Annotated in this window: 25 protein-coding genes and 1 tRNA gene; 5 read left to right on the top strand and 21 right to left on the bottom strand. The window is 69.4% G+C overall.

Translation table 11 applies throughout. From position 1 onward, the window contains the following. Window positions 1-138 precede the first annotated feature (138 nt). The 12 genes from GY170_RS02825 to GY170_RS02770 all read right to left on the bottom strand — a co-directional run bounded on the left by GY170_RS02825 (window position 139) and on the right by GY170_RS02770 (window position 11709). Window positions 139-918, bottom strand: coding sequence for a helix-turn-helix transcriptional regulator (locus tag GY170_RS02825; protein WP_163889771.1), 780 nt, complete (start codon window positions 916-918; stop codon window positions 139-141). Between the two features lie 288 nt (window positions 919-1206). Then, the gene (locus tag GY170_RS02820) at window positions 1207-1965 is read right to left on the bottom strand and encodes a TIGR02186 family protein (RefSeq protein WP_235937780.1); all 759 of its coding nucleotides are present in this window, start codon (window positions 1963-1965) and stop codon (window positions 1207-1209) included. Beyond that, complete coding sequence (locus GY170_RS02815) at window positions 1962-2870, bottom strand: sulfite exporter TauE/SafE family protein (protein WP_163889769.1); 909 nt, start codon at window positions 2868-2870, stop codon at window positions 1962-1964. Before GY170_RS02815 ends, GY170_RS02820 begins: the two co-directional genes overlap by 4 nt. 688 nt (window positions 2871-3558) lie before the next feature. Further along, the gene (locus tag GY170_RS02810) at window positions 3559-4389 is read right to left on the bottom strand and encodes a purine-nucleoside phosphorylase (RefSeq protein ID WP_163889767.1); all 831 of its coding nucleotides are present in this window, start codon (window positions 4387-4389) and stop codon (window positions 3559-3561) included. Window positions 4390-4475: 86 nt separating this feature from the next. Next, window positions 4476-5447, bottom strand: a complete 972-nt coding sequence (locus tag GY170_RS02805; RefSeq protein ID WP_163889765.1) for an ABC transporter permease — start codon at window positions 5445-5447, stop codon at window positions 4476-4478. Between the two features lie 4 nt (window positions 5448-5451). Then, window positions 5452-6090: a LysE family translocator gene (locus GY170_RS02800; RefSeq protein WP_163889764.1), complete on the bottom strand. Its 639-nt coding sequence runs from the start codon at window positions 6088-6090 to the stop codon at window positions 5452-5454. Then, on the bottom strand, window positions 6087-7208 hold the full coding sequence (locus GY170_RS02795; protein WP_163889762.1) for an ABC transporter permease: 1122 nt from the start codon (window positions 7206-7208) through the stop codon (window positions 6087-6089). The genes GY170_RS02800 and GY170_RS02795 overlap by 4 nt, the downstream gene beginning before the upstream one ends. A gap of 13 nt (window positions 7209-7221) precedes the next feature. After that, window positions 7222-8826, bottom strand: coding sequence for an ABC transporter ATP-binding protein (locus GY170_RS02790; protein ID WP_163889760.1), 1605 nt, complete (start codon window positions 8824-8826; stop codon window positions 7222-7224). Window positions 8827-8898: 72 nt separating this feature from the next. After that, on the bottom strand, window positions 8899-9894 hold the full coding sequence (locus tag GY170_RS02785) for a BMP family lipoprotein (RefSeq protein ID WP_163889758.1): 996 nt from the start codon (window positions 9892-9894) through the stop codon (window positions 8899-8901). Window positions 9895-10055: 161 nt separating this feature from the next. Beyond that, window positions 10056-10463 (bottom strand): GNAT family N-acetyltransferase, encoded by a 408-nt coding sequence (locus GY170_RS02780; protein ID WP_163889756.1) that lies wholly within the window; start codon window positions 10461-10463, stop codon window positions 10056-10058. A 90-nt stretch (window positions 10464-10553) separates the two neighbouring features. Continuing rightward, window positions 10554-11132, bottom strand: a complete 579-nt coding sequence (gene tsaB, locus GY170_RS02775) for a tRNA (adenosine(37)-N6)-threonylcarbamoyltransferase complex dimerization subunit type 1 TsaB (RefSeq protein ID WP_163889754.1) — start codon at window positions 11130-11132, stop codon at window positions 10554-10556. A 13-nt stretch (window positions 11133-11145) separates the two neighbouring features. Then, on the bottom strand, window positions 11146-11709 hold the full coding sequence (locus GY170_RS02770; protein ID WP_163889752.1) for a NifU family protein: 564 nt from the start codon (window positions 11707-11709) through the stop codon (window positions 11146-11148). A gap of 220 nt (window positions 11710-11929) precedes the next feature. On the opposite strand from GY170_RS02770, the gene GY170_RS02765 reads away from it, so the two are divergent. Continuing rightward, window positions 11930-12268 (top strand): VOC family protein, encoded by a 339-nt coding sequence (locus GY170_RS02765; protein WP_163889750.1) that lies wholly within the window; start codon window positions 11930-11932, stop codon window positions 12266-12268. Here the strand turns inward: GY170_RS02765 and GY170_RS02760 are convergent. From GY170_RS02760 to hisC, 5 genes are all read right to left on the bottom strand, one after another. Further along, window positions 12260-12640: a VOC family protein gene (locus GY170_RS02760; RefSeq protein WP_163889748.1), complete on the bottom strand. Its 381-nt coding sequence runs from the start codon at window positions 12638-12640 to the stop codon at window positions 12260-12262. The genes GY170_RS02765 and GY170_RS02760 overlap by 9 nt on opposite strands. Next, window positions 12637-13092: a universal stress protein gene (locus GY170_RS02755; protein WP_163889746.1), complete on the bottom strand. Its 456-nt coding sequence runs from the start codon at window positions 13090-13092 to the stop codon at window positions 12637-12639. The genes GY170_RS02760 and GY170_RS02755 overlap by 4 nt, the downstream gene beginning before the upstream one ends. 143 nt (window positions 13093-13235) lie before the next feature. Beyond that, the gene (locus GY170_RS02750; RefSeq protein WP_163889744.1) at window positions 13236-14630 is read right to left on the bottom strand and encodes an extensin-like domain-containing protein; all 1395 of its coding nucleotides are present in this window, start codon (window positions 14628-14630) and stop codon (window positions 13236-13238) included. Next, complete coding sequence (locus GY170_RS02745) at window positions 14627-15556, bottom strand: prephenate/arogenate dehydrogenase family protein (RefSeq protein ID WP_163889742.1); 930 nt, start codon at window positions 15554-15556, stop codon at window positions 14627-14629. Before GY170_RS02745 ends, GY170_RS02750 begins: the two co-directional genes overlap by 4 nt. Further along, window positions 15553-16629, bottom strand: coding sequence for a histidinol-phosphate transaminase (hisC, locus tag GY170_RS02740; protein WP_163889740.1), 1077 nt, complete (start codon window positions 16627-16629; stop codon window positions 15553-15555). Before hisC ends, GY170_RS02745 begins: the two co-directional genes overlap by 4 nt. Window positions 16630-17098: 469 nt before the next feature. On the opposite strand from hisC, the gene recJ reads away from it, so the two are divergent. From recJ to GY170_RS02725, 3 genes are all read left to right on the top strand, one after another. Further along, complete coding sequence (gene recJ, locus GY170_RS02735; RefSeq protein WP_163889738.1) at window positions 17099-18841, top strand: single-stranded-DNA-specific exonuclease RecJ; 1743 nt, start codon at window positions 17099-17101, stop codon at window positions 18839-18841. Window positions 18842-18947: 106 nt separating this feature from the next. After that, window positions 18948-19022, top strand: a tRNA-Glu gene (locus GY170_RS02730). Window positions 19023-20457: 1435 nt separating this feature from the next. After that, window positions 20458-20727 (top strand): hypothetical protein, encoded by a 270-nt coding sequence (locus GY170_RS02725; protein WP_163889736.1) that lies wholly within the window; start codon window positions 20458-20460, stop codon window positions 20725-20727. 16 nt (window positions 20728-20743) lie between these two features. Here GY170_RS02725 and GY170_RS02720 read toward each other — a convergent pair whose 3' ends face one another. From GY170_RS02720 to GY170_RS02710, 3 genes are all read right to left on the bottom strand, one after another. Next, complete coding sequence (locus GY170_RS02720) at window positions 20744-21211, bottom strand: hypothetical protein (protein WP_163889734.1); 468 nt, start codon at window positions 21209-21211, stop codon at window positions 20744-20746. Beyond that, the gene (locus GY170_RS02715) at window positions 21208-21621 is read right to left on the bottom strand and encodes a hypothetical protein (RefSeq protein ID WP_163889732.1); all 414 of its coding nucleotides are present in this window, start codon (window positions 21619-21621) and stop codon (window positions 21208-21210) included. Before GY170_RS02715 ends, GY170_RS02720 begins: the two co-directional genes overlap by 4 nt. A 226-nt stretch (window positions 21622-21847) precedes the next feature. Continuing rightward, window positions 21848-22129: a hypothetical protein gene (locus GY170_RS02710; RefSeq protein ID WP_163889730.1), complete on the bottom strand. Its 282-nt coding sequence runs from the start codon at window positions 22127-22129 to the stop codon at window positions 21848-21850. 719 nt (window positions 22130-22848) lie between these two features. On the opposite strand from GY170_RS02710, the gene GY170_RS02705 reads away from it, so the two are divergent. Beyond that, on the top strand, window positions 22849-24552 hold the full coding sequence (locus GY170_RS02705; RefSeq protein ID WP_163889728.1) for a plasmid recombination protein: 1704 nt from the start codon (window positions 22849-22851) through the stop codon (window positions 24550-24552). A gap of 41 nt (window positions 24553-24593) precedes the next feature. Here GY170_RS02705 and GY170_RS02700 read toward each other — a convergent pair whose 3' ends face one another. Continuing rightward, entirely contained in the window at window positions 24594-25289 is a 696-nt protein-coding gene (locus GY170_RS02700) for a hypothetical protein (RefSeq protein ID WP_163889726.1), read from the bottom strand. Window positions 25290-25386 lie beyond the last annotated feature (97 nt).

Here is a 25386-nt window from a genome sequence, read left to right as displayed (position 1 = left end):
GCCAGAGGGCATCCGCGCCTCAGGGGGCTGCGGTAGGCGGACGGGGCGGCGTGGGCGCGCGGGCGGACCGGGGCGAACGGAAATCGCGCGATTTCCGTGACGATTTCCGCGCGGAAATCGTGGCCCGGCGGCCGCCGTCTAGCCAGAGGCCGCCTGTTGCACGCCCAGCTGCCGCCCCGCCCAGGACCCGGGGGCATCCCGGGCGGCGCCAGAGGTGACGATGAGCCCCTCGGCGATGGCGCGGGCGACGGCGTGGACGGTGTTGATGGCGGAGAGCTTGAAGCGCGCGCTCTCGATATAGGCGCGCAGCGTGTGCTCGGAGATCGACAGCATGTCCGCCACCTGCGCCCGGGCATAGCCCATGGCGAGGAAGGTCAGCGCCTCGACCTCGCGGGGGGAGAGGCCGCGGACAGGCTCCGGCGCGCGGCCACCCTCCAGGTCCAGCGCCTTCTGGTTGAAGCAATGGGCCAGCAGGATCCACTCCCGCCGGTTCTCCGCCGTCAGCGCCCGCCACTCGGCGTCGTCCCGGTTGTCGGAGATGGTGAAGACCGCGTATTGCCCGTTCGGCCCGCGGATGGGCACCGAGTAGCCCTGCCGGCCGACCCCGTGGCGCAGCGCGTCGGCACGGAAGGCGCGGGCGGCCCGGCCCGACCAGTCGAGGCGTGTCCAGTCCACCGGGTGGAAGCGCTGGAAGCAGCCGATGATGACCGGGTCGATTCGGATGTAATCGCGCTCGAAGTAACGGTCCGCCCAGGCGCGGTCGTAGGAGCCGCAGCCGTATTGCTGCCCGTCGGGCGAGACCCAGTGATAAATGGCGTGGTCGACGTTGTAGTGATCCCTCAGCGCCAGGATCAGCTCCTGCATCCGGTCAAGCCCTGTAGCGGCCTCCAGCTCCTCCAGAAACGTCGTCAGACTCATGTGGCCCTCCCTTTGGCGGCCGACCGGACATCGACGTCGTCTCGATGGCAGCGACGAGCGCCGCCTCCCGCAGCGCCTCGGCGGTGGCCGGGAGATTGTTGGACCGGGCATGGGCGCCCAGGTCAGAGAGAACGTCGATGATCCAGTCGTTCCACATGAGACAATCCTGACTAATGATTAACAGTTCACTAACGCACGGATCCTAGCGTCAACCTTGGCTGCCGCTCCACCCACGCCTTCCGTCCCCCCAGAAATGGCGGGGGCGTGACCGAGGCGGGGCGGCGGTGGTCAGCGGCGCAGGAGCGCGAAGGCGGCGGAAGCGGCCCAGCCGGCGCCGGCAGCGAGGCTCAGGGCGAGCAGGCCGTAGAGGAAAGGCAGGTTGTGCGCGAGGTTGTAGAGCCACCGCTCCAGCCCGACCTTGAAGACGGGGATCTGCGTCGTCAGCTCGTCGATCACCTGCCCCTCGCGGGTGAGCAGGATGCGCGCCTCGTAGAGACCCTCCGTCAGGTTCGCCGGCAGCGTCAGGCGGACACGGAAGAGCGTGGATTGCTGCAGGTCCACCTCCCCCTCCATCAGCCGGTAGAAGCCCTGCCGGCCGCGCAGGCGCATCAGCGCCTCGGAGTAGTCGGCGGAGTTCAGCACCTGGTTGCCGACGGAGCGGATGGCGTAGGGCAGCGTCACCGAGTGGCGCATGTCCTCGGTGTGGGTCAGCACCTCCTCCAGCGGGGCGGAGGTGGCGACGGCGTAGTAGCTGGGGGCGGCGTCGATCTCCACGTGCTGGGTGTTCATCCAGATGCCGAAGCGCCGCTCCATGTGGCGGACGGTGACGGGCCGCACCGGGCCGGAGATGGTGACGGCCACCTGCGCCGGCTCGTCCGGCGGCGGGGCATTGCGGGCGATGGCGCCGAAGAGCAGCAAGTCGTCGCCGTCGAAGGTGGCGGTGATCGCCACCTCCTCCTGGCTGAGGCCGAGCACCAGCCGCTCCTGCGCCGCCACGGGGGCGGCGAGCGCGAGGAGGAGCGGCAGGAGGCGGGCGAGGCGGATCACCGGGTCGCCTCGATCGAGTAGAGGTCGGAGGGGCGCAGCACCAGCTCCAGCCCCAGCTGCAGGCAGACGGCGAGGACGAGCAGCGCCAGGAGGATGCGCAGCTGCTCGGCCTTCATCCGCGCGCCGACCCGGGTGCCGACCTGCGCCCCGATCACCCCGCCGACGATGAGCAGCAGGGCGAGCACGAGATCGACGCTCTGCGACGTCACCGCGTGCAGCATGGTGGTGAAGGCGGTGACGAAGAGGATCTGGAAGAGCGAGGTGCCGATGACCACCTTGGTCGGCATGCCGAGCAGGTAGATCATCGCCGGCACCATGATGAAGCCGCCGCCCACCCCCATGATCGCCGCCAGAACGCCGACGAGGAGGCCGACCATCAGGGGCGGGATGACGGAGATGTAGAGCCCCGAGACGCGGAACTTCATCTTGAACGGCAGCGCATGCACCCAGTTGTGCCGCCGCCGCTTCGGCACCGCGCCGGCCCGCTGGCGCATCAGGGCGCGCACGCTCTCCGCCAGCATCATGCCGCCGACGATGCCGAGGAAGACGACGTAGCAGAGCGACACCGCCAGATCGACCTGCCCCAGCCGCCGCAGGATGTTGAAGCCGACGACCCCCAGGGCGGAGCCGGCGAGCCCCCCCACCAGCAGCACCGAGCCCATGACGAGATCGACATTGCGCCGCCGCAGATGCGCCAGCAGCGCGGAGACGGAGGAGGCGACGATCTGGTTGGCCGAAGTCGCCACCGCCACCGCCGGCGGGATGCCGACAAAGAAGAGCAGCGGCGTGATCAGGAACCCCCCGCCGACGCCGAAGAGCCCCGACAGCATGCCGACCAGCGCCCCGATCCCCAATATGAGGAAGGCGGAGACGGAGACCTCGGCTATCGGCAGGTAGATCGTCATTCCACCTCACAAAGGGCCACGGGACGGCCATCGCACCGGGGGGCACGCACGGGAGGGCCGCCACAGGGCCGGCCACCGCAGGGTGCCCACCCTTTAGCGAACCACCATCCCCGGCCGCTTGCCAGAGCCGAATGCGGAAGGGAAGGGACCCGGCGGCACGGAGGTGACAGCGTGGGTCAGAAAGGCGGCGGGAAGAGGGCGGCGGGGCGGGCGGCGCGCTGCCGGGCTGGCCGAGGGACCGGGGGGCCAGCCCCCCGGACCCCCCCGAGGTATTTGGGGCCAGATGAGCTAGGGGAGGATGGGGACCGGCGGCGACGGATGGGCCGGCGCGCGGGTTGTGAGGGTGGGACCGGGGGCCAGCCCCCGGGACCCCCGCGGTATTTTCGGCCAGATGAACCACGGGGAGGATGGGGAGCGGCGGCGACGGGTGAGGCGGCGCACGGGTTGAGAGGGAGGGACCGGGGGCCAGCCCCCGGACCCCCGCGGTATTTTTGGCCAGATGAAACAGGGGGAGGATGGGGAGCGGCGGCGACGGGTGGGGCGGCGCGCGGTTTGAGGTGGATGGGACCACGGGCCCGCCCACGGCACCCCGGGGATTTTTGGGACCAAAGACAGGGGGTGGTCGGGCGGCGCTCGGCCGTGGGGGAGGCGCAGCGAGAGAGAGTGGGCGGGCGCGGACGCGGACGGGTCAGCCTAGGTTGGGGAGGGCGGCGCGGAGGACCTTCTCCAGCTTGGCGGCGCCGAGGGGGGCCATGGCCTTGGTGTGCTCGTGGCTGATGGCCTCGTCGCTCATGCCGGCGGCCATGTTGGTGATCGTCGAGATGGCGGCGACCTTCAGGCCGAAGAAGCGGGCGAGGATCACCTCCGGCACCGTCGACATGCCGACGGCATCCGCCCCCAGCGTCCGGATGGCGCGGATCTCGGCCGGCGTCTCGAAGGTGGGGCCCGAATACCAGGCGTAGACGCCGCGGTGCATCTCCGTCGCCGTCGCCTGGGCGGCGGAGAAGAGGGCCGAGCGCAGGCCGGGGTCGTAGGCCTTGGTCATCGGCACGAAGCGGGCATCCGACGGCTCGCCGATCAGCGGGTTGAGGCCAGAGAAGTTGATGTGATCGTCGATCGCCATGATCGAGCCCGTCGGCATGTCGGGGCGCAGCGAGCCGGCGGCGTTGGTGAGGACGAGGGCCTTGGCGCCGAGGGCCGTCAGCACCTCCAGCGGCAGGCGCATGGCCGCGGGATCGCCGCTCTCGTAATAATGCGCCCGGCCGCCGAGGACGGCGACGCGCACCCCCTCCAGCTCACCCACGCGCAGCTCGCCGGCATGGCCGGAGACGCCGGCATGGGGGAAGCCGGGCAGGTCGCCGTAGGGGATCGACGTGCCCTCCACCGCGTCCTTCAGGTGGCCGAGGCCGGAGCCGAGCACCAGCCCCAGGCGCACCCCCTCCCGCCCGCCGACCCGGCGGCGGATGAGGGCGGCCAGTTCCTTGGCCTTGGGGGAGAGGGCGGGATGGGGGAGGTTCATGGGGCGCCTCGGTCGTCTGGACTGGGGCCGCGCCCGGGCGCGGCGGAGCGAATGGGTTGCAGGGGAAGCGCTGGCGGCGGGGCCGCTCAGCGCTCCTTCACGTAGGGCTCGCCGCCCGCGCGCGGCGGGATGGCCTTGCCGACGAAGCCGGCGAGGATCACCACCGTCATGATGTAGGGCAGCGCCGAGAGCAGTTGGCCCTGCACGCGCAGGCCGATGACCGCCTGGATGAGGTCCGGCCGCAGCTCCAGCGCCTGCAGGAAGCCGAAGAGCAGGCAGGCGAAGAGCGCGTACCACGGGCGCCACTTGGCGAAGATCAGCGCCGCGAGGGCGATGTAGCCCCGACCCGCCGTCATGTCCTTGATGAAGCCGGCCGCAGGCTCCGCCGTGGCGAGCTGGGCGCCGGCGATGCCGGTGAGGACGCCGCAGATGACGATGGCGGAGTAGCGCAGGCCGCGGACGGAGACGCCCGCCGTGTCGACCGCCGCCGGGTTCTCCCCCACCGCGCGGAGGCGCAGGCCGTAGCGCGTGCGGTAGAGGACCCACCAGGTGAGCGGGACGATGAGGAAGGCGATGTAGACGAGGATCGTGTGGCCGGAGATCAGCTCGTAATAGATCGGGCCGAGGATGGGCACGTCGCGCAGCGCCTCGGCGCCGGGCAGGGTGAGGCCGGCGAAGCGCGAGCCGTCGCCGAGCTGCGGGGTGCGCCCGCCCTGCCCGAACCACGACTGGGCGATGACCACCGTCAGGCCCTGCGCGAAGAAGTTGATGGCAACGCCGGAGATCAGCTGGTTGCCGCGGAAGGTGATCGAGGCGAGCCCGTGGATCGCCGAGAGCAGCAGCGCGGCGACGATCCCCGCCCCCAGCCCCAGCCAGACGGAGCCGGTGACGGCGGCGATGGCGGCGGAGAGGAAGGCCCCGCCGAGCATCTTGCCCTCCAGCCCGATGTCGAAGATCCCCGCCCGCTCGGAGAAGAGCCCGGCAAGACAGGCCAGCAGCAGCGGCGTGGCGAGGCGAACCGTCGCGTCGAGAACCTGCAGAAGTGTCAGAAGATCCATGCGTTCAGCTCCGGGCCATGGCCATCTTGATCGCGGCGAAGGCGAAGAAGGCCCCCAGCGCCGCCTCCACCCGCCGCCGGGCACGGGCATAGACCTCGCGCACCGGGTTGGACGACAGCGCCAGCGCCCAGGCGCCGTGGATGACGAAGGAGATCGCGAAGGCCCCGGCGACGAAGGCGCCGACGGTCAGGGGGCCGGCGCCGGCGGTGGCGCCGACGGCGGCGATGGCCAGCCAGAAGACGATGGCCTTGGGGTTGGTCACCTGCAGGCCGAACCCGGTGAGGAAGAGCTGCGTTCCGCGCCGCGTCGGCTGCGGGGCCGCCTGCGGCACGCCGCCGGCCTTCGTGGCCTTGCGGAAGGCGCCGTAAGCCAACCAGGCGAGGTAAGCCGCGCCGAGGTAGCGCAGAAGCGTCATCGCCCAGGCCATCTGGCTGAGCAGCAGGCCGACGCCGATCATCGTGGCGACGTTGATCACCACGCTGCCGGTGGCGATGCCCGCGGCCGTCACAAGCGCCGAGCGGCGCCCCTGCCCCAGCGAGATGCCGAGGAGCAGCGCCACCGCCGGGCCGGGCGAGGCCGCGGCGACGACGAGGATGGCATAGGCGGCGGCGAAGAGCGGCAGATGTGCGAGAAGGTCTGTCATTCCGCCGGCTCCAGCTTGCGCTCGGGCTTCGGCGGGCGGCCGACGCGGTTGAAGATCCGCTCGATCGGCGCGCGGACCATGTTGTCGAGCGCCCCGGTGAAGAGGATCACCAGCGCCTGGATGACCACGATCATCTCGCGGGGGATCGAGGCCCAGAGCGCCAGCTCCGCCCCGCCCTGGTAGAGGAAGCCGAAGAGCAGCGCGGCAAGGAAGACGCCGAAGGGGTGCGAGCGGCCCATGAGGGCCACGGCGATGCCGATGAAGCCCGCCCCCTCGACGGAGTTCAGCACCAGCCGCTCCGCCTCGCCCATGACGTTGTTGATGGCCATGCAGCCGGCGAGGCCGCCGGAGATGAGCATGGCGACCATGATGATCTTCGTCGGGCTGATGCCGGCGTAGCGGGCGGCGCTCTCCGAATGGCCGAAGGCGCGCAGCTGGTAGCCGAGGCGCGTGCGCCAGATCAGCGCCCAGACGCCGATGCAGGCGGCCACGGCGACGAAGAAGGAGACGTTCGCGGGCGCGCCGCGGAAGCGGACCGTCTCCTCGCTGGAGAACATCGCGTTGAAGCTCGGCAGGTGTGCCGCGTCGGGGAAGCTCGCCGTCGCAGGTTCCATCGTGCCGGAGGGCTTGAGGACGTTCACCAGCAGGTAGACGAGCAGCGCGTTGGCGATGAAGTTGAACATGATCGTGGTGATCACGATGTGGCTGCCGCGCTTGGCTTGCAGGAAGGCCGGGATCGCCGCCCAGGCTGCGCCGAAGAGCGCGCCGGCGCAGATGGCGACGATCAGCGCGATGCTCCAGTGCGGGAAGGGCAGGAAGAGGCAGACGAGCGCCACGCCGAGGCCGCCGAGCTGCGCCTGCCCCTCGGCGCCGATGTTGAACAGCTTGGCGTGGTTGGCCACCGCCACGGCGAGGCCGGTGAAGATGAAGTTGGTCGCGTAGTAGAGCGTGTAGCCCCAGGCGTAGGTCGAGCCGACGGAGCCCTCCACCATCAGCTTGAGCGCCTCCCACGGGTTCTCGCCGATGGCGAGGAGGACAATGGCCGAGAAGAACGCCGCCAGCAGCAGCGAGACCAGCGGCACCAGGATGACATCGGCCCATGTGGGCATGCGGTTCATCGGGCGGCCTCCATCAGACTTCTTTCCCCGCGGCGCCATGCCGCTCGGCCAGCTGCGCCTCCACCTCGGCGGCGGAATGCGGGAGCGTGGTGTCGGTGATGCCGGCCATCAGCAGGCCCAGCTCCCGCGCGTCGGTCTCGCCCGGCTTGCGCTCGCCCATGATCTTGCCGTCGAACATCACCGCGATGCGGTCGGAGAGCGACATGATCTCGTCGAGCTCCACCGAGACGAGGAGGATCGCCTTGCCCCGGTCGCGCAGGGCGACGATCTGCTGGTGGATGAACTCGATGGCGCCGATGTCGACGCCCCGCGTCGGCTGGCCGACGAGCAGCAGGTCGGGGTCACGCTCGATTTCGCGGGCGACGACGATCTTCTGCTGGTTGCCGCCGGAGAAGTTCTTCGCCAGCAGCATCGGGTCCGGCGGGCGGACGTCGAACTTCTTCATCTTGGCCTCGCAATCGGCGCGGATCGCGGCGTTCTTCATGAAGAGCGCGTTGGCCTGATACTTGTGGTCGTGGTGATAGCCGAAGGCCGTGTTCTCCCACGCCGTGTAATCCATGATCAGGCCCTCGGCCTGCCGATCCTCCGGCACGTGGGCGATGCCGCGGGCGCGGCGCGACTGGCCGTCGGAGCGGCTGCCTGTCAGGTCGATGGGCTTGCCGTTGAGGAGCACCTCGCCGGTGGCGATGCGGTAGCCGCCGAGCACTTCCAGCAGCTCCGACTGGCCGTTGCCGGCGACCCCGGCGAGGCCGAGGATCTCGCCGGCGCGGATGTCGAAGTCGATGCCGCGCAGCCGCTCGACGCCCTGATCGTCCACCACGCGCAGGCCGCGGACCTCCAGCGTCTTGTCGCCGAGCTTGGCGGGCTTCTTCTCCACCCGCAGCAGCACCTTGCGGCCGACCATCAGCTCCGCCAGCTCGGGGGGCGAGGTCTCCGCCGTCGAGACCGTGGCCACCATCTCGCCGCGGCGCATGACGCTGACCCGCTCGGTGATGTCCATGATCTCGCGCAGCTTGTGGGTGATGAGGATGATCGTCTTCCCCTCGTCCTTCAGCCTGTTCAGGATGCGGAACAGCTGGTCGGCCTCCGCCGGCGTCAGCACGCCGGTGGGCTCGTCGAGGATGAGGATGTCGCAGCCGCGGTAGAGCGCTTTGAGGATCTCCACCCGCTGCTGCATGCCGACGCCGATCTCCTGGATCACCGCGTCGGGATCGACGGAGAGCTCGTACTCGTCCGCCAGCGCCTTCAGCTCGCGCCGGGCGCGGGCGAGGGAGGGGCGCAGCATGGCGCTGTCCTCGGCGCCGAGGACGATGTTCTCGAGCACCGTGAAGTTCTCCACCAGCTTGAAATGCTGGAAGACCATGCCGATGCCGGCGCCGATGGCGGCCTGGCTGTCGGGGATCTCGGTGCGCTTGCCGTTGATGAAGATCTCGCCCTCATCGGCCTTGTAGAAGCCGTAGAGGATGGACATCAGCGTGGACTTGCCCGCGCCGTTCTCCCCGATGATGCCGTGGATCGTGCCGGGCATCACGCGAATGGAGATGTCCTTGTTGGCCTGCACCGGGCCGAAGGCCTTGGAGATGCCCTTCAGCTCGATCGCGGCTACCGGATCAGCCATGCCCCCTGCCCCCTTTGCTGTCGGGCCGCGCCAGTCGCCCGGCGCGGCCCGCTTGTCAATGCTGCCGCGAGATCAGAAGTCGATCGCGGGGCAGGATTCGTCGGAGGTGTAGTCGTGCACCATGATGTCGCCGGCGTTGATGGCGGCCGCGGCCTCGTCCACCGCCGTCATCATCTCCTCGGAGATGAGATCGGCGTTGTTGTCGTCCATCGCGTAGCCGACACCCTCGTTCTCGATGCCCATGACCATCAGGCCGGTCTCGAGGTCCTCGCCCTGGGAGAAGGCGTTGTAGACGGCCGTGTCGACCTGCTTGACCATGGAGGTCAGGACCTGGCCGGGGTGCAGGTAGTTCTGGTTGCTGTCGACGCCGATGCCGTAGATGTCCTCGTCGGCGGCGGTCTGCAGCACGCCGAGGCCGGAGCCACCGGCCGCGGCGTAGACGACGTCGGCATCCTGGCTGATCTGGGCCAGCGTCAGCTCGGAGGCCTTGGCCGGGTCGTTCCACGCTTCCGGCGTGGTGCCGATCATGTTGGCGACGACGGTGGCGTCGGGGTTCGTGGCCATGACGCCCTGCGCGTAGCCGCAGGCGAACTTGCGGATGAGCGGGATGTCCATGCCGCCGACGAAGCCGACGGTGTCGGTCTCGGAGGCCATCGCGGCGAGCACGCCGACGAGGTAGGAGCCTTCATGCTCGTTGAAGATCACCGAGCGCACGTTCGGCTGGTCGACCACGGCGTCGATGATGACGAATGTGGTGTCCGGGTAGTCGGGGGCGATCTCGTTCAGCGGCGTCTCGAAGGAGAAGCCGGCCATGACGATCGGGTTGTTGCCCGCCTCGGCGAAGCGGCGCAGGGCCTGCTCGCGCTGCGCGTCGGACTGAAGCTCCACCTCGGCGAAGCTGCCGCCGGTCTCGTCCGCCCACATGGTCGCGCCGTTGAAGGCGGATTCGTTGAAGGATTTGTCGAACTTGCCGCCGAGGTCGTAGATGATGGCCGGGTCGGCGAGCGCGGCGCCGGCGGAAATGGCGAGCGCGGCGCTGGCGCCGAGAAGTTTCGTCAGGTGGGTCATTGAAGGATCTCCCAGGTCGTTTTTTGCGGCCGCCTCCGCTCCTCGGAGGCATGGCCGAAGTCACGAGCCGGCGCGCGGCGCCGACCGTCGCCTGATAAGGCAACGCGGGCTTGGGGTGGTCAACAGGTTTTTGGGCCCCGGCGGGGACGTCGCCGCGTCGCTCAGAGAGGCTTGATGAGGATGAGGGCAGAAACGGCGCCGGAGGGGCGCGGATAATAGGCGGGCCGGCGCCCGGCACGGGTGTAGCCGGCCGCCTCGTAGAGGGCGCGGGCGGGGGCATTGTCCTCCGCCACCTCGAGGAAGGCGCTGGTCGCCTCGCGCCGGCGCGCCTCGGCATCGAAGCCGGCGAGCAGCGCCGCGGCCTTGCCCTGCCGGCGGTGCGAGGGGTGGGTGGCGAGCATCAGCACCTCCGCCTCGCCGGCAATGGCGCGGCCGAGCAGGAAGGCCCCGGGGCGAGAGAGGGCGAAGGCGCCGGGGCTGGCGAGCATCCCCGCGATCTCGGAGGCGGACCACGGCCGCTCCGGCCCGGCGGAGGCATGGTGGATCTCGGCGATCTCTTCGGCGGTCATGGGTGAGACGGCTCGGTCCTGCTGCTGCGCCCCAGCGTTCGGCACGAAGGCGCCGCGGGTCAAGCCCCGCAGCGACGGCAGTCTGAGAGATCAGGGCAGGCGCGGCGGCGGCACGAGCTTCGGCGGCGCGGCATCCGGCGGGCGGATGTAGAGCGGCGTCGGCCGGCGGGCCGGGGCGGAGGTCTCCGCCAGCGCCGCCTCCGCCATCCGCGTCACCAGCTCGGCGCGGGCCTCTGCCAGCGCCTCCGGTGCCTCGGCGGCGAGCGGGGACCATGCACCGGGGGGCACCTCCGCCGCCGGCACAAGCGCGGGATCGGAGCCGGGACTGCCGAGGTAGCCCATTCCCGCCGGCGCCGGCAGGGCCGTCTCGCCGGGGGAGAGGTCGAAGAGGCTGTAGCCGTAGGCCGGGATGCCGAGGCCGAGGGAGAGCCCGCGCGCGGCGCCGACGGAGATGCGGATGCCGGTGAAGTTGCCGGGGCCGGTGCCGACGCCGAGGGCCGTCAGGTCACTCCAGTCAGCCCCCGCCTCGGCCAGCAGCTCCTCCAGCAGCGGCATCAGCCGCTCGCCCTGCCCCCGCGCCATCGGCTCCACCCGGACATGGCTGTCTCCGCCCGCGAAAAGCGCGGCGGCGACATAGGGGCCGGAGCTATCGAAGGCGAGGGCGCGCACGGCCTGAGCCGCCTCAGACGGCGACGGGGCGCACCTCGGTCACTTCGGGGATGTAGTGGCGCAGAAGGTTCTCGATGCCCATCTTCAGCGTCAGCGTCGAGGAGGGGCAGCCGGCGCAGGCGCCCTGCATGTGCAGGTAGACGACGCCGCGCTCGAAACCGTGGAACGTGATGTCGCCGCCATCCTGGGCCACCGCCGGGCGCACGCGCGTATCCAGCAGCTCCTTGATCTGGCCGACGATCTCGCCGTCCTCGCCCTCATGTGCCGCATGGCCGGCGCCGGGGTTCTGCGCGCCCTCGATCAGGGCCGCGCCGGACTGGAAGTGATCCATCACCGCGCCAAGGATGGCGGGTTTGATGTGATCCCATTCCACGCCCTCGGCCTTGGTCACCGTGACGAAGTCGTTGCCGAAGAAGACGCCCGTGACACCGCCGATGCCGAAGATCGAGCTGGCGAGCGGCGAGGCCTGCGCGGCTTCGGCACTGGCGAAATCGGCCGTGCCGCTGGACATGACCTCCTGACCGGGCAGGAACTTCAGTGTCGCCGGGTTCGGCGTGGATTCAGTCTGGATGAACATCGGGCGGCTCCCTTCCGAGGGTTGGCCTCGATATGCGCCCTCGCCCCCCTCGGGTCAAGTGATCTGGAATGATTCTAAGCTGGCCGGCGGGCGAAAGCGGCGGAGCCGGGGTGCAGGTCTCGCGCCGTCTCGTCGTTAAGCAATTATTAACCGCCAGCAACGCAACTTTTCCGGGAACTCCTGAGCGCCCTCGGGCATTCGTGGTTCGGGAGGACCCGCCATGAGACCGTCGGACGTGTTCGCAAATATCGCCATCGCCCGGCTCGACGTGGCAGAGGCGTGGTACACCACCCTCATCGGCCGCGCGCCGGACGCACGCCCGCAGTACAACGTCATGGAATGGCATGACGAGCGGCAGGGCTGCCTGCAGCTGCTGGAGGATCGTGATCGCGCCGGCTCCGGCAAGATGACGCTGCGGGTCGCCGACGTCGCGGCGGAGCGCAAACGCATCGTCGAGGCCGGCATCCGCGCCGGCAAGGTGGAGAAGGCGCCGGGCGCCTCGCATGTGCGGCTGGTCGATCCCTCCGGCAATCTCGTGGTGCTCGAAGGCTCAGCGTAGCTGAAGGAGATCCCACAGGTTGCCGAAGGCGTCGCGGAAGACGGCGACGCGGCCGTAGGGCTCGTCCCGCGGGTCCTCCATGAACGTGACGCCGGCGGCCTGCATCCGGGCATGATCGGCGTCGAAGGTCTCCGTCTGGAGGAAGAGAAACACTCGCCCGCCCGTCTGGTTGCCGATCGCCGCCGCCTGTTCCGGCCCGCTGGCGCGGGCGAGCAGGAGCCCCGTCTCGCCGCCCGGCGGGCGGACGACGACCCAGCGCTTGTGGCCCTGGTCGATATCCTCGACCAGTTCGAAGCCGAGGTCATCGACATAATGGCGGATCGCGGCGTCGTACTCCGGCACCACCAGCGCGACGAGGCCGAGGCGGCTCATGTGATCTCTTCCAGCCGTTCCTTGGAGAGGCCGCCCGGCACGATCGTCAGCGGCACCGGCAGCGAGCCGGAGGCGCGGGTCAGCTGGCTGATGAGCGGCCCCGGGCCCTTCTTGTCGGGCGCGGCGCCGAGGACGACGACGCCGATGTCGGTATCCTCGCTGACATGGGCGACGATCTCCGGCACCAGCTCCCCCTCGCGGATCACCAGCTCGGGATCGACCCGCTGCTTGTCGCGCATCCACTTGGCGTAGACCTCGAAATGCACCTCGATCCGCTCGCGGGCCTCGGCGCGCATGATCTCCCCCACGCCGACCCAGTGGGCGAATTCCTCCGGCGGAATCACCGAGAGAATCGTCACGCCGCCGCCCGTGTGCGCGGCGCGCATGGCGGCGAAGCGCATGGCGTTGAGGCACTCGCGGCTGTCGTCGAGTATGACAAGGAACTTGCGCATTCGCTCTCCCCTTCCGGCGGAGCATCATCGCGCGAGGGGGCGCGGCTGTCCATGGGATAGGGAGGCGCGGGAGGCGGGCCTGCGTGGGGCTCTGCCCCACACCCCGAGGTAATTTCGGCCAGATGAACGGGGAGCCGGCGCGTTCAGCGGCAGTAGCTGCCGGAGCGGTAGCGGGCGGTGTCGAAGTGGAAGTGGTCGCGGTGGGCGGCGTTGGCAGTGGGGCCGAGGACGGTGCCGAAGATGCCGCAGGCATCGCGGTGCAGCGCCCGCAGCGCGGCGCCGTAGGAGCCGCCGCCCCAGTCGCGCAGCACCGAGACGGAGGAGCCGTCGCGCAGGGTGAAGCCGCCGATGTCGATGGCGTGGCCGAAGGAATGCTCCGACAGGCGGGCGCTGGGGTCGCCGTTGCGGCCGCGGCAGGAGTAGTCGCCCATGACGCGGATGCCGGAGAGGCCGCCGCCAGTGCCGGAGAAGGTGGGGATGGCGACACGCTGGACCCAGGCGTTGAGCGCCTCGGCGGTGCGGCAATCCATCGTCGAGGGATAGGACAGGCGGATGCCGCCGATGGAGCGGACGGAGACGGCATCCTCCACCCCGCAGGAGCCGGGGCCGGGGACGTTGCCCAGTCGCTCGCCCTGAATGTCGACATTGCCGCAGACGGCGCCGCGCTCGCGCAGGCGCTGGCGTTCGATGGCGGCGCGGGTGATCTCATCCGGCCGCTCGGGCGGGCGGAACGCGAGGGCAACGGCGAGCGGCGAGAGCTCCGGCATCGCGGGGGCCGGGGCGCCGTTGGGCAGCTCGGCCGGCATGTCCGGGTCGGGCAGAGGCACGGCGGCGAGGGCATAGGCCGGGCGCGGCTGCGGCCGCTCGGGGGCGGAGGCCATGGGCTGCGCGGCGGTGGAGGGGCGGCGGCGGGGGCCGAAGGGCACCTCCTCGAGGCCGGGGGCGATGACCTCCGCCAGCTCCTCGAGGACCGGGGTCTGCGGCGGCTCGGCGGCGGGCGGAGGGGCGAGGGCGGCGAGGACTTCCGCCGGGACGGTAAGGGGTGCGTCTGCAGGCGGGGCGGAGGCGGGGACGGGTGCCTCCGGAGTCAGCTCCGGGAGCGGGGCGAGGTCCCCGGTGGGGGCGAAGAAGGTCTGGCGGAGCTGGACAGGCTCCACGTTGCCGACGCCGTGGGCGAGATCCTCCGCCGCCGGCTCGTCGTAGAACTCCATCTCCGCCGCCAGCTGGGCGGGGGCCGGGACGGGGACATCGGCGAGGAGGGCCGGGTCGGTGGCAGGATTCGCGGAGGGGTTGGCCTGAAGGGGCGGTTGCTCCTCCTCCGTGTCGGGCTCTGGACGGGTGGCTGGCTCGGCGGGGTCCGCTTGCGGGGCAGCGGCCTCATCGGCCGGTGGGCCGGCCTCTTCGGGCGCGCGGGCCACAGGGCGACCGGGGGCCTCCGGCACGGGGCGCAGGAGCGGGCGGAGGGCGGCGTCGGGGGCCTCCTGCGCGGCGGCCGGGGCGGCCAGCACGAGCGCGAGGAGGAGCGCGCGGGCTCTCATTTCTGCCCGCCCGTGCGCCCGCTGCGGCCGAAGTCCGGCGCCGCCGTGTCCTGCCCGGCATCGATGATGCCGCGGCGGATGGCGCGGGTGCGGGTGAAGTAGTCGAAGAGCTGCTCGCCGTCGCCGGTGCGGATGGCCCGCTGAAGGGCGAAGAGCTCCTCCGTGAAGCGGCCGAGGATCTCCAGCGTCGCCTCCTTGTTCGTCAGGAACACGTCGCGCCACATCGTGGGGTCGCTCGCCGCGATCCGCGTGAAATCGCGGAAGCCGGCGGCGGAGAACTTGATGACCTCGCTGTCCGTGACGCGGGAGAGGTCGTCCGCCACGCCGACCATCGTGTAGGCGATCAGGTGCGGCGCGTGGCTCGTCACCGCCAGCACCAGGTCGTGGTGGGCGGCGTCCATCTCCTCGACATTGGCGCCGAGGCCCGTCCAGAACCGCTCCAGCCGCGCCGCCGCGGCGCGGTCGGCACCCTCGGGGACGAGGATCGTCCAGCGGTTGTCGAAGAGCTCGGCGAAGCCGGCGCGGGGGCCGGAATGCTCGGTGCCCGCCAGCGGGTGGGCGGGGACGAAGTGCACGCCGTCGGGGATATGCGGGCCGACGGCGGCGATCACCGCCTGCTTGACGGAGCCGACATCGGAGACGGTGGCGCCGGGTTTCAGGACCGGGGCGATCTCCGCCGCCACGGCTCCCATGGCGCCGACGGGCACGGCGAGGATGACGAGGTCAGCGCCCTCCGCCGCCTCCGCCGCCGTCTCGGCCACCTCGTCGACGAGGCCGATCTCCCGGGCGGTGCCGCGCGTCTCCGCCGAGCGGGCGAAGCCGGAGATGGTGCCGGCGAGGCCGCCGCGGCGCATGGCATGGGCCATGGAGCCGGCGATGAGGCCGAGCCCGATGAGGGCGACCTTGTCGTAGATCGGCGCGCTCATGCCTGCCTCCATGAGGTCAGCGCCTCGATGACGCGGCCGGTGCCGTCCGCGTCGCCCACCGTGATGCGCAGGGCCTCGGGGAAGCCGTAGCCCGCCACGCGGCGCACGATGATGCCGGCGGCCTGCAGGGCGGCGTCGGCGGCGGCCGCCTCCTCCGGGCCGGCGAAGCGGGCGAGGACGAAGTTGGCGTGGCTGTCGTCCACCGAGAGGCCCAGCTGGCGGAGGGCACCGGTGAGACGGGCGCGCTGGTCGGCGTTGAGGGAGAGGCAGGTCTCTACCCAGCCGGTGTCACGCACGGCCGCCTCGGCGGCGGCGAGCTGGATGCCGGAGAGGTTGAAGGGCTGGCGGATGCGGGTGAGCACGTCGATCATCTCCGCCGCCGCGTAGCCCCAGCCGATGCGCAGCCCGCCGAGCCCGTAGAGCTTGGAGAAGGTGCGCGTGACGAGCACGTTCGGGCGGCTTGCGGCGAGGGAGAGGCCGCCGTCATGGCCGCCGGAGAACTCGATATAGGCGGCGTCGAGGACGAGGATGACGTCCTGCGGCAGGGCGTCCGCCAGCTCGGCCAGCTCCGCCTCCGGCAGAAGCGTGCCGGTGGGGTTGCCGGGGTTGGTGAGCAGCACCAGCCGGGTGCGCGGCGTGACGGCGGCGAGGATGTTGGAGATGTCCACCCGCCGCTCCCGCTCCAGCACGCGCACGGGGGTAGCGCCGGCCATGTGGGCGAGGATCGGGTACATCGAGAAGCCGTGCTCGGTGTGGATGATCTCATCCCCCGGGCCGGCATAGGCCTGCGTGACAAATTGCAGCACCTCGTCGGAGCCGACGCCGCAGATGATGCGGTCGGGATCGAGGCCATGGACCTCGGCGATGGCGGCGCGCAGGGCGGCATGATCAGTCGGCGGGTAGATGTGCGCCCGGGCGGCGGCGGCGACGATGGCCGCCTGAGCCGAGGGCGGAGGGCCGAGCGGGTTCTCGTTCGAGGAGAGCTTGAGCACCTCGTCATGGCCCGCAATGGCGCTGGCGCCCCCCTGGTAGAGGGCGATCTCCATCAGGCCGGGCTGCGGACGGGCGGTCATAGGGCGATTCCTCAAGGCTCCGCGCGTCTTAACGCCGGGGCGATGGGCTGGCCAGAGGGCGGGCGGAAGCGCGCTGAGGCGGGCGCCGGGGTGGGTGGAGGGTGCGGGACCGGGGGCCAGCCCCCGGACCCCCGGGATTTTCGGGACCAAAGACAGGGGGACGATTGAGAGGGGGGCGCGCCGGGGGCGGACGAGAGGTGTGGCCGAAGAGGGGGGAAGGCCCTGAGGCAGGCGCACGGGGTGGGTGGAGAGGGCAGGACCGGGGGCCAGCCCCGTCGCCATTGTCGCTCGGACCAATGGCGCGCCAATGGCGCCCCCCCGGGATTTTTGGGACCAAAGACAAGGGGGACCGGTTGAGAGGGGGGCGCGCCGGGGGCGGACGGGAGATGTGGCCGGAGAAGAAGGAGGCGAGGTTGCGCCTGGCAGCGGGCGGGGTTGCGCGTGGGGGCGGGCGGCGTAGATAGGCGCCATGGACGCCTTTCTCGGAGTGTCGTCGTCGCTGACCGGCCGGCCCTGGGCCGGGCCGGACGAGATGTCACGCCGGGCCGCCGAGGCCATCGCCCAGGCCCACGCCCTGCCCCTGCCGCTGGCCGCGATCCTCGCCCGCTCGAAGGTGCTGGCCGAGGAGGTGCCGGGGTACCTCGAGCCGAAGCTGCGGGACCTGATGCCCGACCCGCGCCAGCTGCGGGACATGGAGGCGGCGGCGGCCCGCGTGAACCGCGCCGTGGCCGAGGGCGAGCGGATCGCCGTCTTCGCCGATTATGACGTCGACGGCGGCGCCTCCGCCGCGCTGCTCCTCACCTGGCTCAGGGCGCTGGGGCGCGAGCCGACGCTCTACATCCCCGACCGGATCGACGAGGGCTACGGGCCCAACGTGCCGGCGATGGAGCAGCTGGCGCGCGCGCATGACCTGATCGTCTGCGTTGATTGCGGCACGCTTTCGCATGAGCCGGTCGCGGCGGCGCGTGGGGCAGACGTGGTGATCCTCGACCACCACCTCGGCGGCGAGACGCTGCCCGAGGCGGTGGCGGTGGTGAACCCCAACCGGCAGGACGAGAGCGGCGACCTCGGCCATCTCTGCGCCGCCGGCGTCACCTTCCTGATGCTGGTCGAGGCAAGGCGGCAGCGGCGCGAGGCGGGCCTGCCGGCGGGGCCCGACCTGATGATGAGCCTCGACCTCGTGGCGCTGGCGACCGTCGCCGATGTCTCGCCGCTCGTCGGGGTCAACCGCGCCTTCGTGCGCACCGGGCTGCAGGTGATGGCGCGGCGCGGGCGGCCGGGGCTGGCGGCGCTCTGCGACGCGGCAGGGCTGACGACGGCGCCGACGGATTACCACCTCGGCTACGTGCTCGGCCCGCGCATCAACGCAGGCGGCCGCGTCGGGCGGGCCGATCTCGGCGCCCGCCTCCTCTCCACCGAAGACGCCGGCGAGGCGCAGTCCCTCGCCGAGCGTCTCGACGGGCTGAACCGCGAGCGGCGGGAGATCGAGGCCGCCGTGCGCGCCGCCGCGCTGGCGCAGGCTGAAGCGCGCGGGCTGGAGGCACCTCTCGCCTGGGCGGCGGGCGAGGGCTGGCACCCGGGCGTCGTCGGCATCGTCGCCGCGCGGCTGAAGGAGGCCGCGGACCGGCCGGCCGTGGTCATCGGGTTCGATGGCGACGTGGGCAAGGGTTCCGCCCGCTCCGTCCCCGGCGTCGACATCGGCGCCGCCATGCAGCGGCTGGCCCACGAGGGGCTGATCGAGCGCGGCGGCGGGCACCGGATGGCGGCGGGGCTCACCCTCTCGCGCGAGCAGCTGGAGCCGGCGATGGCGCGGCTGGAGGAACTGCTGGCCACGCAGGGCGCCGGCAGCTTCGGCCCCCGGGCGCTGAAGCTCGACGGCATGGTCCTGCCCCCCGCGGCGACGCCGGAGCTCGTCGCCCGCCTCTCCGCCGCCGGCCCCTTCGGCGCCTCGGCCCCGGCCCCGCGCTTCGCCCTGCCCGACTGCCGCATCCTCGATGCGCGGCCGGTGGGTGACGGGCACCTGAAGCTGACCATCGGCGACGGCACCTGCCGGCTCGGCTGCATCGGCTTCGGGCTGGTGGAGAGCGACCTCGGCCTCGCCCTGCTCCGGCACGCCGGCAAGCGCTTCCACCTCGCCGGGCGGCTCGACCTGAACCACTGGAACGGCCGCACCAGCGCCCAGCTGATGCTCGACGACGCCGCCCCGGCCTGAGGGCGCCCTGCCCTCGCGCCCTGCCGAGACGGGCCCGGCAGATTTCGGCGAAAAACCTCTTGCGGAGGAAAAGTGCTTTGGCTATCTGACGCCGCACGCCAAGAGCGGCCCGTTCGTCTATCGGTTAGGACGCCAGGTTTTCAACCTGGAAAGAGGGGTTCGATTCCCCTACGGGCTGCCACCTTTCCTCATTTTCCGTTGTTTTACTGGGCGCTGAGTCGTCCAGTGTCCCACGATTTTCCGGCCGTGGGACACCCTGCACTCCTGCGGCGGCTTCGGCACGCAGCGCGGCACGCTCGGCGAGACGCGCGCGGTCGACCCGCTTGGTGTAAATTGCAGCGGTCTTTGGATCGCTGTGCGAGAGGTGCGCCATGACCTCGTAGACCGAGCCGGACGCTTCGGCGATCTGCTCGGCGCGACGCTTGCGAATTCCGTGCTGCGACCGCGTTGCGCGGATCTTCGGCTTGCCCTTCTTGTCGACCAACTGATTTCCGTCAGCGTCCAGAACCGGCTCGCTCAATCCGGCCGCAATGATCCATTTGCGGACCGCGTTGTCGAGAGAGCCGGACGAAGCGAACGGTGTGCCTTTTTCCGTCAGCAGGTAGGCAGGCGCGCCCACTGGCAGGCTGGCGACCTCGAGCATGAAGTTCCAAGGCAGCGGTAGCTGGACTTCGGACGAGCCCTTCTTGGACGGTTGATACCGGATGTAGAGACGCTCGTTCCGGGTCAATTCATGATCCGGTCCAAGGAGATGCATATCGCCAATGCGGCCCGCCGTGGCCTCGGCCAGGAGGAACCACCGACGCGCCATGGTGCCCGGTCCGTGATGCGCAAGAAATCTCTCGGCATCGGCGTCACTCCAAGGTTCCGCGCCGCCCTTCTCGACATGGTTGCTCTTGATCTTGTGCACTGGGCTGTCGACGGGATAACCGTAGTCTTCACCCCACCGATAGGCGGCCCGCAGTGCCTTCAGGCACGTGTGCGCCGCGCCGGTGTGGGCTCCGAAGGAATCTCGAATGTGGGCAAATGCCTCCCGCGGCAGAGCTGCGGACATTTCGCCCATGCGCAGCTTCTTATTGGGCGAAAGGCAGGCGCGGGCCTGGGTTAGCCCGGTGATGCGGCTGTTGAGTGTCGGCTGCTTGAGGTTTCCCGCTTCCACCTGAAATTTCATCCACTCCAGGAACTTCTCGCACAGCTCGTCGAGAGTATTCTTGCCCGCCTTCGGTTTCGGCTCCATGGTCAGCTTCACGCCAGCCCGTGCGGCGAGGTAATGCTCTTCGAAGTCGTTGTGCTCGGGATCGACGGGGATCGTGATTTTCTTTTTCTTCTGCCCCTCTATGCGAACGCGCCAGCGGGTCGTCCCCGCTGGCGTCTTTTCCTCGCACAGGCCTTCGTAGGTCTTCGATATCTTCATTTTCCATCGTCCCAGGTTGGGGCCTCATCCGCGTTTGCGCTCGACCGCGGACCGGTCGTGGCTTCGCCGTGCTCGGTGGGCATCTCGTTGGCATTGCCTGCAACATCGACACTGAAAGACCCGTCGGGGTTGACGCGAACTACACCCGGTTGAAGGCCCGCAGCGATAATCGCGCTGATTACGTTCGATACCGAGGATCTGGATGGTTGAGCAGCAGGCATGGTCTTCACTTCCGTTGACGGAAGAAGAGTGGGTTGATCCCTTCGCGGCCAGTCGCGGGAAACAGAAGAAAAGTGCTGAAACCGCCGACGATCAAGTTCAAGCCATTGATCTCGATCCATTCTTTTTGCATGCATTGGTCAATGACGCGCCGATGGGGAGCAGCAGTCGGAGCAAATCCGGCGCGTCTGCCTGCGGTGATCCGGCCGCGGGCACGGGTCTTCGCGACCCTCAAGCGTGCGGCACCCCGTAGAGGGGCGCCGCTATTTTCAGCCGTCGATCAGGGTTGCGGTTTCACGCACAGCGCGGGCGGCCGACAGCGTGGCGAGGATCATGTCGGCGAGCAGTGCCAGCTCGCCAGCGACCTCAGCCAATTCGCAAGCTTCTGGCTCGCGGTAGACGGCTTCATAGCCCCCCCGAACATGGTTGTCGTCGCCTTGCCAATAAACGTGCGTTCCGAGGGCGATCTGCTGCGCGAGATTGGCGTTGAAGGTCTGAACATCGCTCAGAACGTCTTCCTCCAGAAACTCCCCGCGTTCGATGCGCCGAGCGATGCTGGCAGCGTGGGTCCTGCGCGCCGGCGGAAGCAGCGGGATGACGATCTCGTGCAGCTCGTCAGCGACAATGTGCGCCTGCATGATCGCCAGCGCTGCGAGCCGCGTGACCATATCTGGGGTCATTTCGGCGCCGTCGACGAGATCGAACAGGCGAGGCAGTGCGCGAACTCCTGTCTTCATGCCGCAGCCCTCCGATCAACGCACTCGCCGTTACCGATTTCGGCCTTGCGACAGGCGCCGAGCAGGTCGCCCAGCTGATCCGCCAGCAGGCAGATTTCCTCGACGCAAGCGTTGGCAGGGTCGATCGCAGCAAAGAGCGCTGCTTCGACGCGGGACGGGTCGTGGACGTGCTCGAGCATAAGCAGGTCCAGGAGCTCGTCCAACGTCCGCATCGTGCTGCGCGACGGCGCCCCAGATCCCATCAGCCCGTCGAGGGCGTTCTGAGCGAGCCGGATGCTTCGGCTTCCGCCAAGCAGGCCGGCCGCATCGAGCAGCGCGTCTTGGTATTCGCCCGTGAACGAGCGAAGCTCGTCGAGCGGGCTTGCAGGGGCTACGCCGAAAAAGCCGGCGTCTGTCGTGGTGTCGAACATGATTTCTCCCGTTATCGGAGTTTTCCGGATCGATGTCCGGGTCAAGCAGGTGTTCGACCACCTTGTGTCTTCGCCCAGGGCCACGCGGTGCGTCTCTCGGTGGCGGCTCTCACCTGGAAGAGCCGACGCCGAGGGACGCAGCGCTGCCCTGCCATTCCAACTCTTTCCTGCCTTGTCGGCGGACAGGATCGTCGGCGCATGTGCCACCGGCCCTCCGATAGGGGCATCAGGCAGGGAAAGGACCAAGGACATCATGTGGCGGCAAGTCATCCTGGGCTGTGCAGGATGCGGCTATCCTTGCAAGAAGGTGCATGCGCTCATGCGCCGACATCCCTTCTACGACCTCGAGGAGCCGGATCAGGGTGACCGTAAAAAACTCGGCGACTTCATCGGCGCTGCCGGGCTCCTGTGGCAACGTCGACCACAGGTGAGCACCGCCGAGCCAGGCTTCGAGCACACGGGTCTCGATGTTCGAAATGATGCTGACGCGATGCCATCCTTTGTGCATGCCGATGATCCCTTCTTGCGGTGATGACTGACACGGCGCCCACGGCGTGGATCGCCGCCGGGATCACTGGCGATCCTTATGCATAATCGATCCGCCGAGACGTCCTCCACGATGCGGGTTTGATGGTCGACCGTTGATCTTCTGCGGCGCGCCGCGAGGCCGCGTGTGGCGACGGCTACGCCGTCGTCTCCTCATCCCCGCCTCTCCTGACCGTTCAGTCTCCCTTCGGGTCCGGCGCTCACAGTGAGGCGTCGGACCCGAAGGGAGGGCTGTCGGCCCACCGGCTCCAATCTGTTCCCGGCCGCAGGCAGCGCAAACGAGTTCCAAGGCTACGGAGGCGCCGGCTGGAATGGGAGAGGTCGAGGAGAGGGCTTGCCCCCTCCTCGCCGGGGCCGGGGAGGCCCGAGCAGGTGGGGTTCGGGGAGGAGTGCGGAACGACGCTCCCCGGCCGCCGGAGGCGCAGGAGCGCGAAATACGGGCTCCTGTCGGCCGTCCGCCCAGGACCGCCCGCCGCGCAGGCGCCCCGCCGGAGGCGCGGGGTCCCGGGGCAGCGCCCCGGGCGAACGGGGAGCAGAGCGCATAGGCCAACGGCCGGTGCGCTCTGCTCCATAGTGAGTAAACACCTGAGCGCATCCATGGATGCGCTCACTAAGGGCCGCCGAAGGCGGCCCTGGTCCTGATCGTTAGGGACACCCGCCACTGGGGCGTAATTCCCTGAAATGAAGGAGCCCGCGAACCTCATTGTCCTGCGTTACGAGCGTGTCACCTACCATGGGGTCGGTGGCATTGAAGCGCATGGAAAGCGTTTGGGCGAGGGCCTGCCGAACATCGACTCCACACGCACGCACCTCAACGAATTCCCAATCGGGAACGCGGACCTCCGCGAGATCGTCGATGCGCACATCGTCCAGATGCAGTTGGACAACGTCGGGCGAAAGCGTGCGTCGCTGAAGCGTCGCCGGCGCAGGACCGACATCGAGGACCTTGACGCGGCGCTCGAGGTGGCCGGTGACGATCCCAATGCGCTGGCGGAAGTCATAGGCTGGCCCTGGGACCCGAAGAACGTGCACCCCTTCACCGAAGGCATCCTGTCGGTCTCCCATGAGTGGTTTCTCGACGGCAACGGCCAGATCGATGAGGCCAAGGTGGATACCTTCCGGCACTTCGCGCTCGGATACCTGGCGGAGGAATTCGGCGACGAGGTTCTCTACGCCCGCCTCGATCTCGATGAGAAGACGCCGCATCTTTCGTTCCTGATCGCGCCGGAGCATGAAAACCGGAAGACCAAGCGTCGGGAGCTGAGCCACCGGCAGCACCGTCTCTTCGGAATGGAAGAAGTTCAGTCGCTCTTCGACGACGAAGAACCCGACCCCACGCTCACGCGCCGAAGCTATGAGCTCCTCCAGGACCGTGTGGCCGACTACGCGCAGGCCCACGGTCTCGATTTTGTTCGCGGGGAGCGGAGGGCGGCACAGGAGCGCATCCAGCGGCAGGCGGGCGAGGAGGTCACGAAGCGCAATAACATTTCGCCTTCCCGTGGACGCGAGATCGCTGCGATCAAAGCTGCCGAGGCCTCGAAAGACAGAGAGGCAGCGGCCGTCGAAAAAGCCGCCGCCGAGCGCGATGCGCTGGCCGCGAGCGATCTGCGCAAGGAAACCGCGCAAGCCTTGGAAGACGCGAAGGCGTCACGGAAGACTGCGGCACAGGAGCTGCGGTCGGCGAAGGAGGAGCGCGCCGCGCTGGCGGCAAGGGAGGAGTCGCTGCGCATCGGGACGCAGGCGATCATTGCCGAAGAGCTTACCTATGCACCTCCGACCGAGAAAACAGCTGAGGGGCTTACTTGGGGCCGAAACAAGCCTGAGAGCAAAGAGCGCCGCGCCTGGCTCTCCGAGAAGATCAAGCCGGCCCGCGATTGGCTCGTCGGTTTCGCTCGATCCATCTTCGGTTTTCGGCAGCAGCGGGACGCTGCCCTCGCTGAACAAGAGGCGCGCGCGCGGGCAGTCATTGAGGCCGAGACCCGGCACGGCCGCGAGCCGCCCCAGACAATGCTCGATTTGATCAAAGAGGCTGGCGCCGTCCCCGGAGAGCAGCTCTCGATCCCGAACGCCTGGGCCCTACCCAAGGAAATGACAGCGGAGCAGATCGATAAGCACCTTGCCGCCATGACGAACACCGCGATCTGCGATGCCTATGCGCCAACCCGGGATGCGCGGGATTTCACCGAACACAGCGAGATGCAGGTCGAATACAAGGCCGGTCTGCATCACCTTCTGAAAGAGGCCGAGAGGCGCGGCCTCAATGTGGAGCTGCGTGAACATCATCCGTCGAAGGCGACTGACCCGAAGCGTGCGAGACTCCACACCGACTCTCCGCCGATCGCGATACGGGTCGTTCGATACGATCACACGCTGCAACGAGGCTGAGGCAACATCCTCTGCGGCAGGACCGCTGCCGCGGCAGCCTCTCATCCTTCGCCGCCACCGGAGGCTTTGGTCGCAGCCGTCTCCATGGGGAGATCGCCAGTTTCGGGCCCTTCCGCGAGACGAGACCGCCGCGCGCCTTTCCGGGTGTTGGCCTCCTCATCCGGCTTATCTTCAGGCTTTGGCTTCGGGGCGAGCATCGCGAAAATGGCATCGCGCTCTGCCAGTCGGGCATCGGCCGCGGCAAGTTCTGTCGTCGTCGCCTTGAGCTGGTCACGAAGCTCGGCGCCCTCGGCCTCGGCGGCATCCGCCCTCGCCGTCTCCCGATCACGGGCCGCCTCAAGAAATGCCACTACTTCTTGCATCTCCAGAACTTCTTGGCGATGGCTCTCGTCCTTGGCGGCCTGTGTCCGGCGCAGGTCGACAATCTCGCCGTTCTGGAGGTCCCGTGTCCGCGCCCATAGGTCCTTTAGCATCTGCTCGTGCAGGAGGCGAAGATCCTCGGGGATTTCCGGCATGTTGGCGAGCTTCGTCTGCGTGGCCAGCAGACGTTCCTTGACGGCTCGAGCCGCCGGTCCGAGGCGAGTGAACGAGGTCTTCACCGTCTCGTTCAACTCGTGCTGTGTCGGCATCCTGCCGTCGTTCTTCGACATGAAGTCGAGGATCGCCGCCTCGGTCCGGCGCAGCAGGTCCGGCTTGATATCGTCCGCGGGATTGAAGGTAGTCTCGTGCTTCGACATGGTTACTCTCCGGTCGTGGTGTAATGCCCGGTAGCAATCTTACCGGGTATTACCGCCCCACCATGGGACGGTAGGAAGAAGATTGGTTTGAACGTCC

The organism is Pseudoroseicyclus tamaricis, assembly GCF_012070395.1.
Taxonomy (GTDB): Bacteria; Pseudomonadota; Alphaproteobacteria; order Rhodobacterales; family Rhodobacteraceae; genus Pseudoroseicyclus_A; species Pseudoroseicyclus_A tamaricis.
The sequence above is the reverse complement of the archived record's forward strand: the minus strand, read 5'-3'. Positions and strand labels throughout refer to the sequence as shown.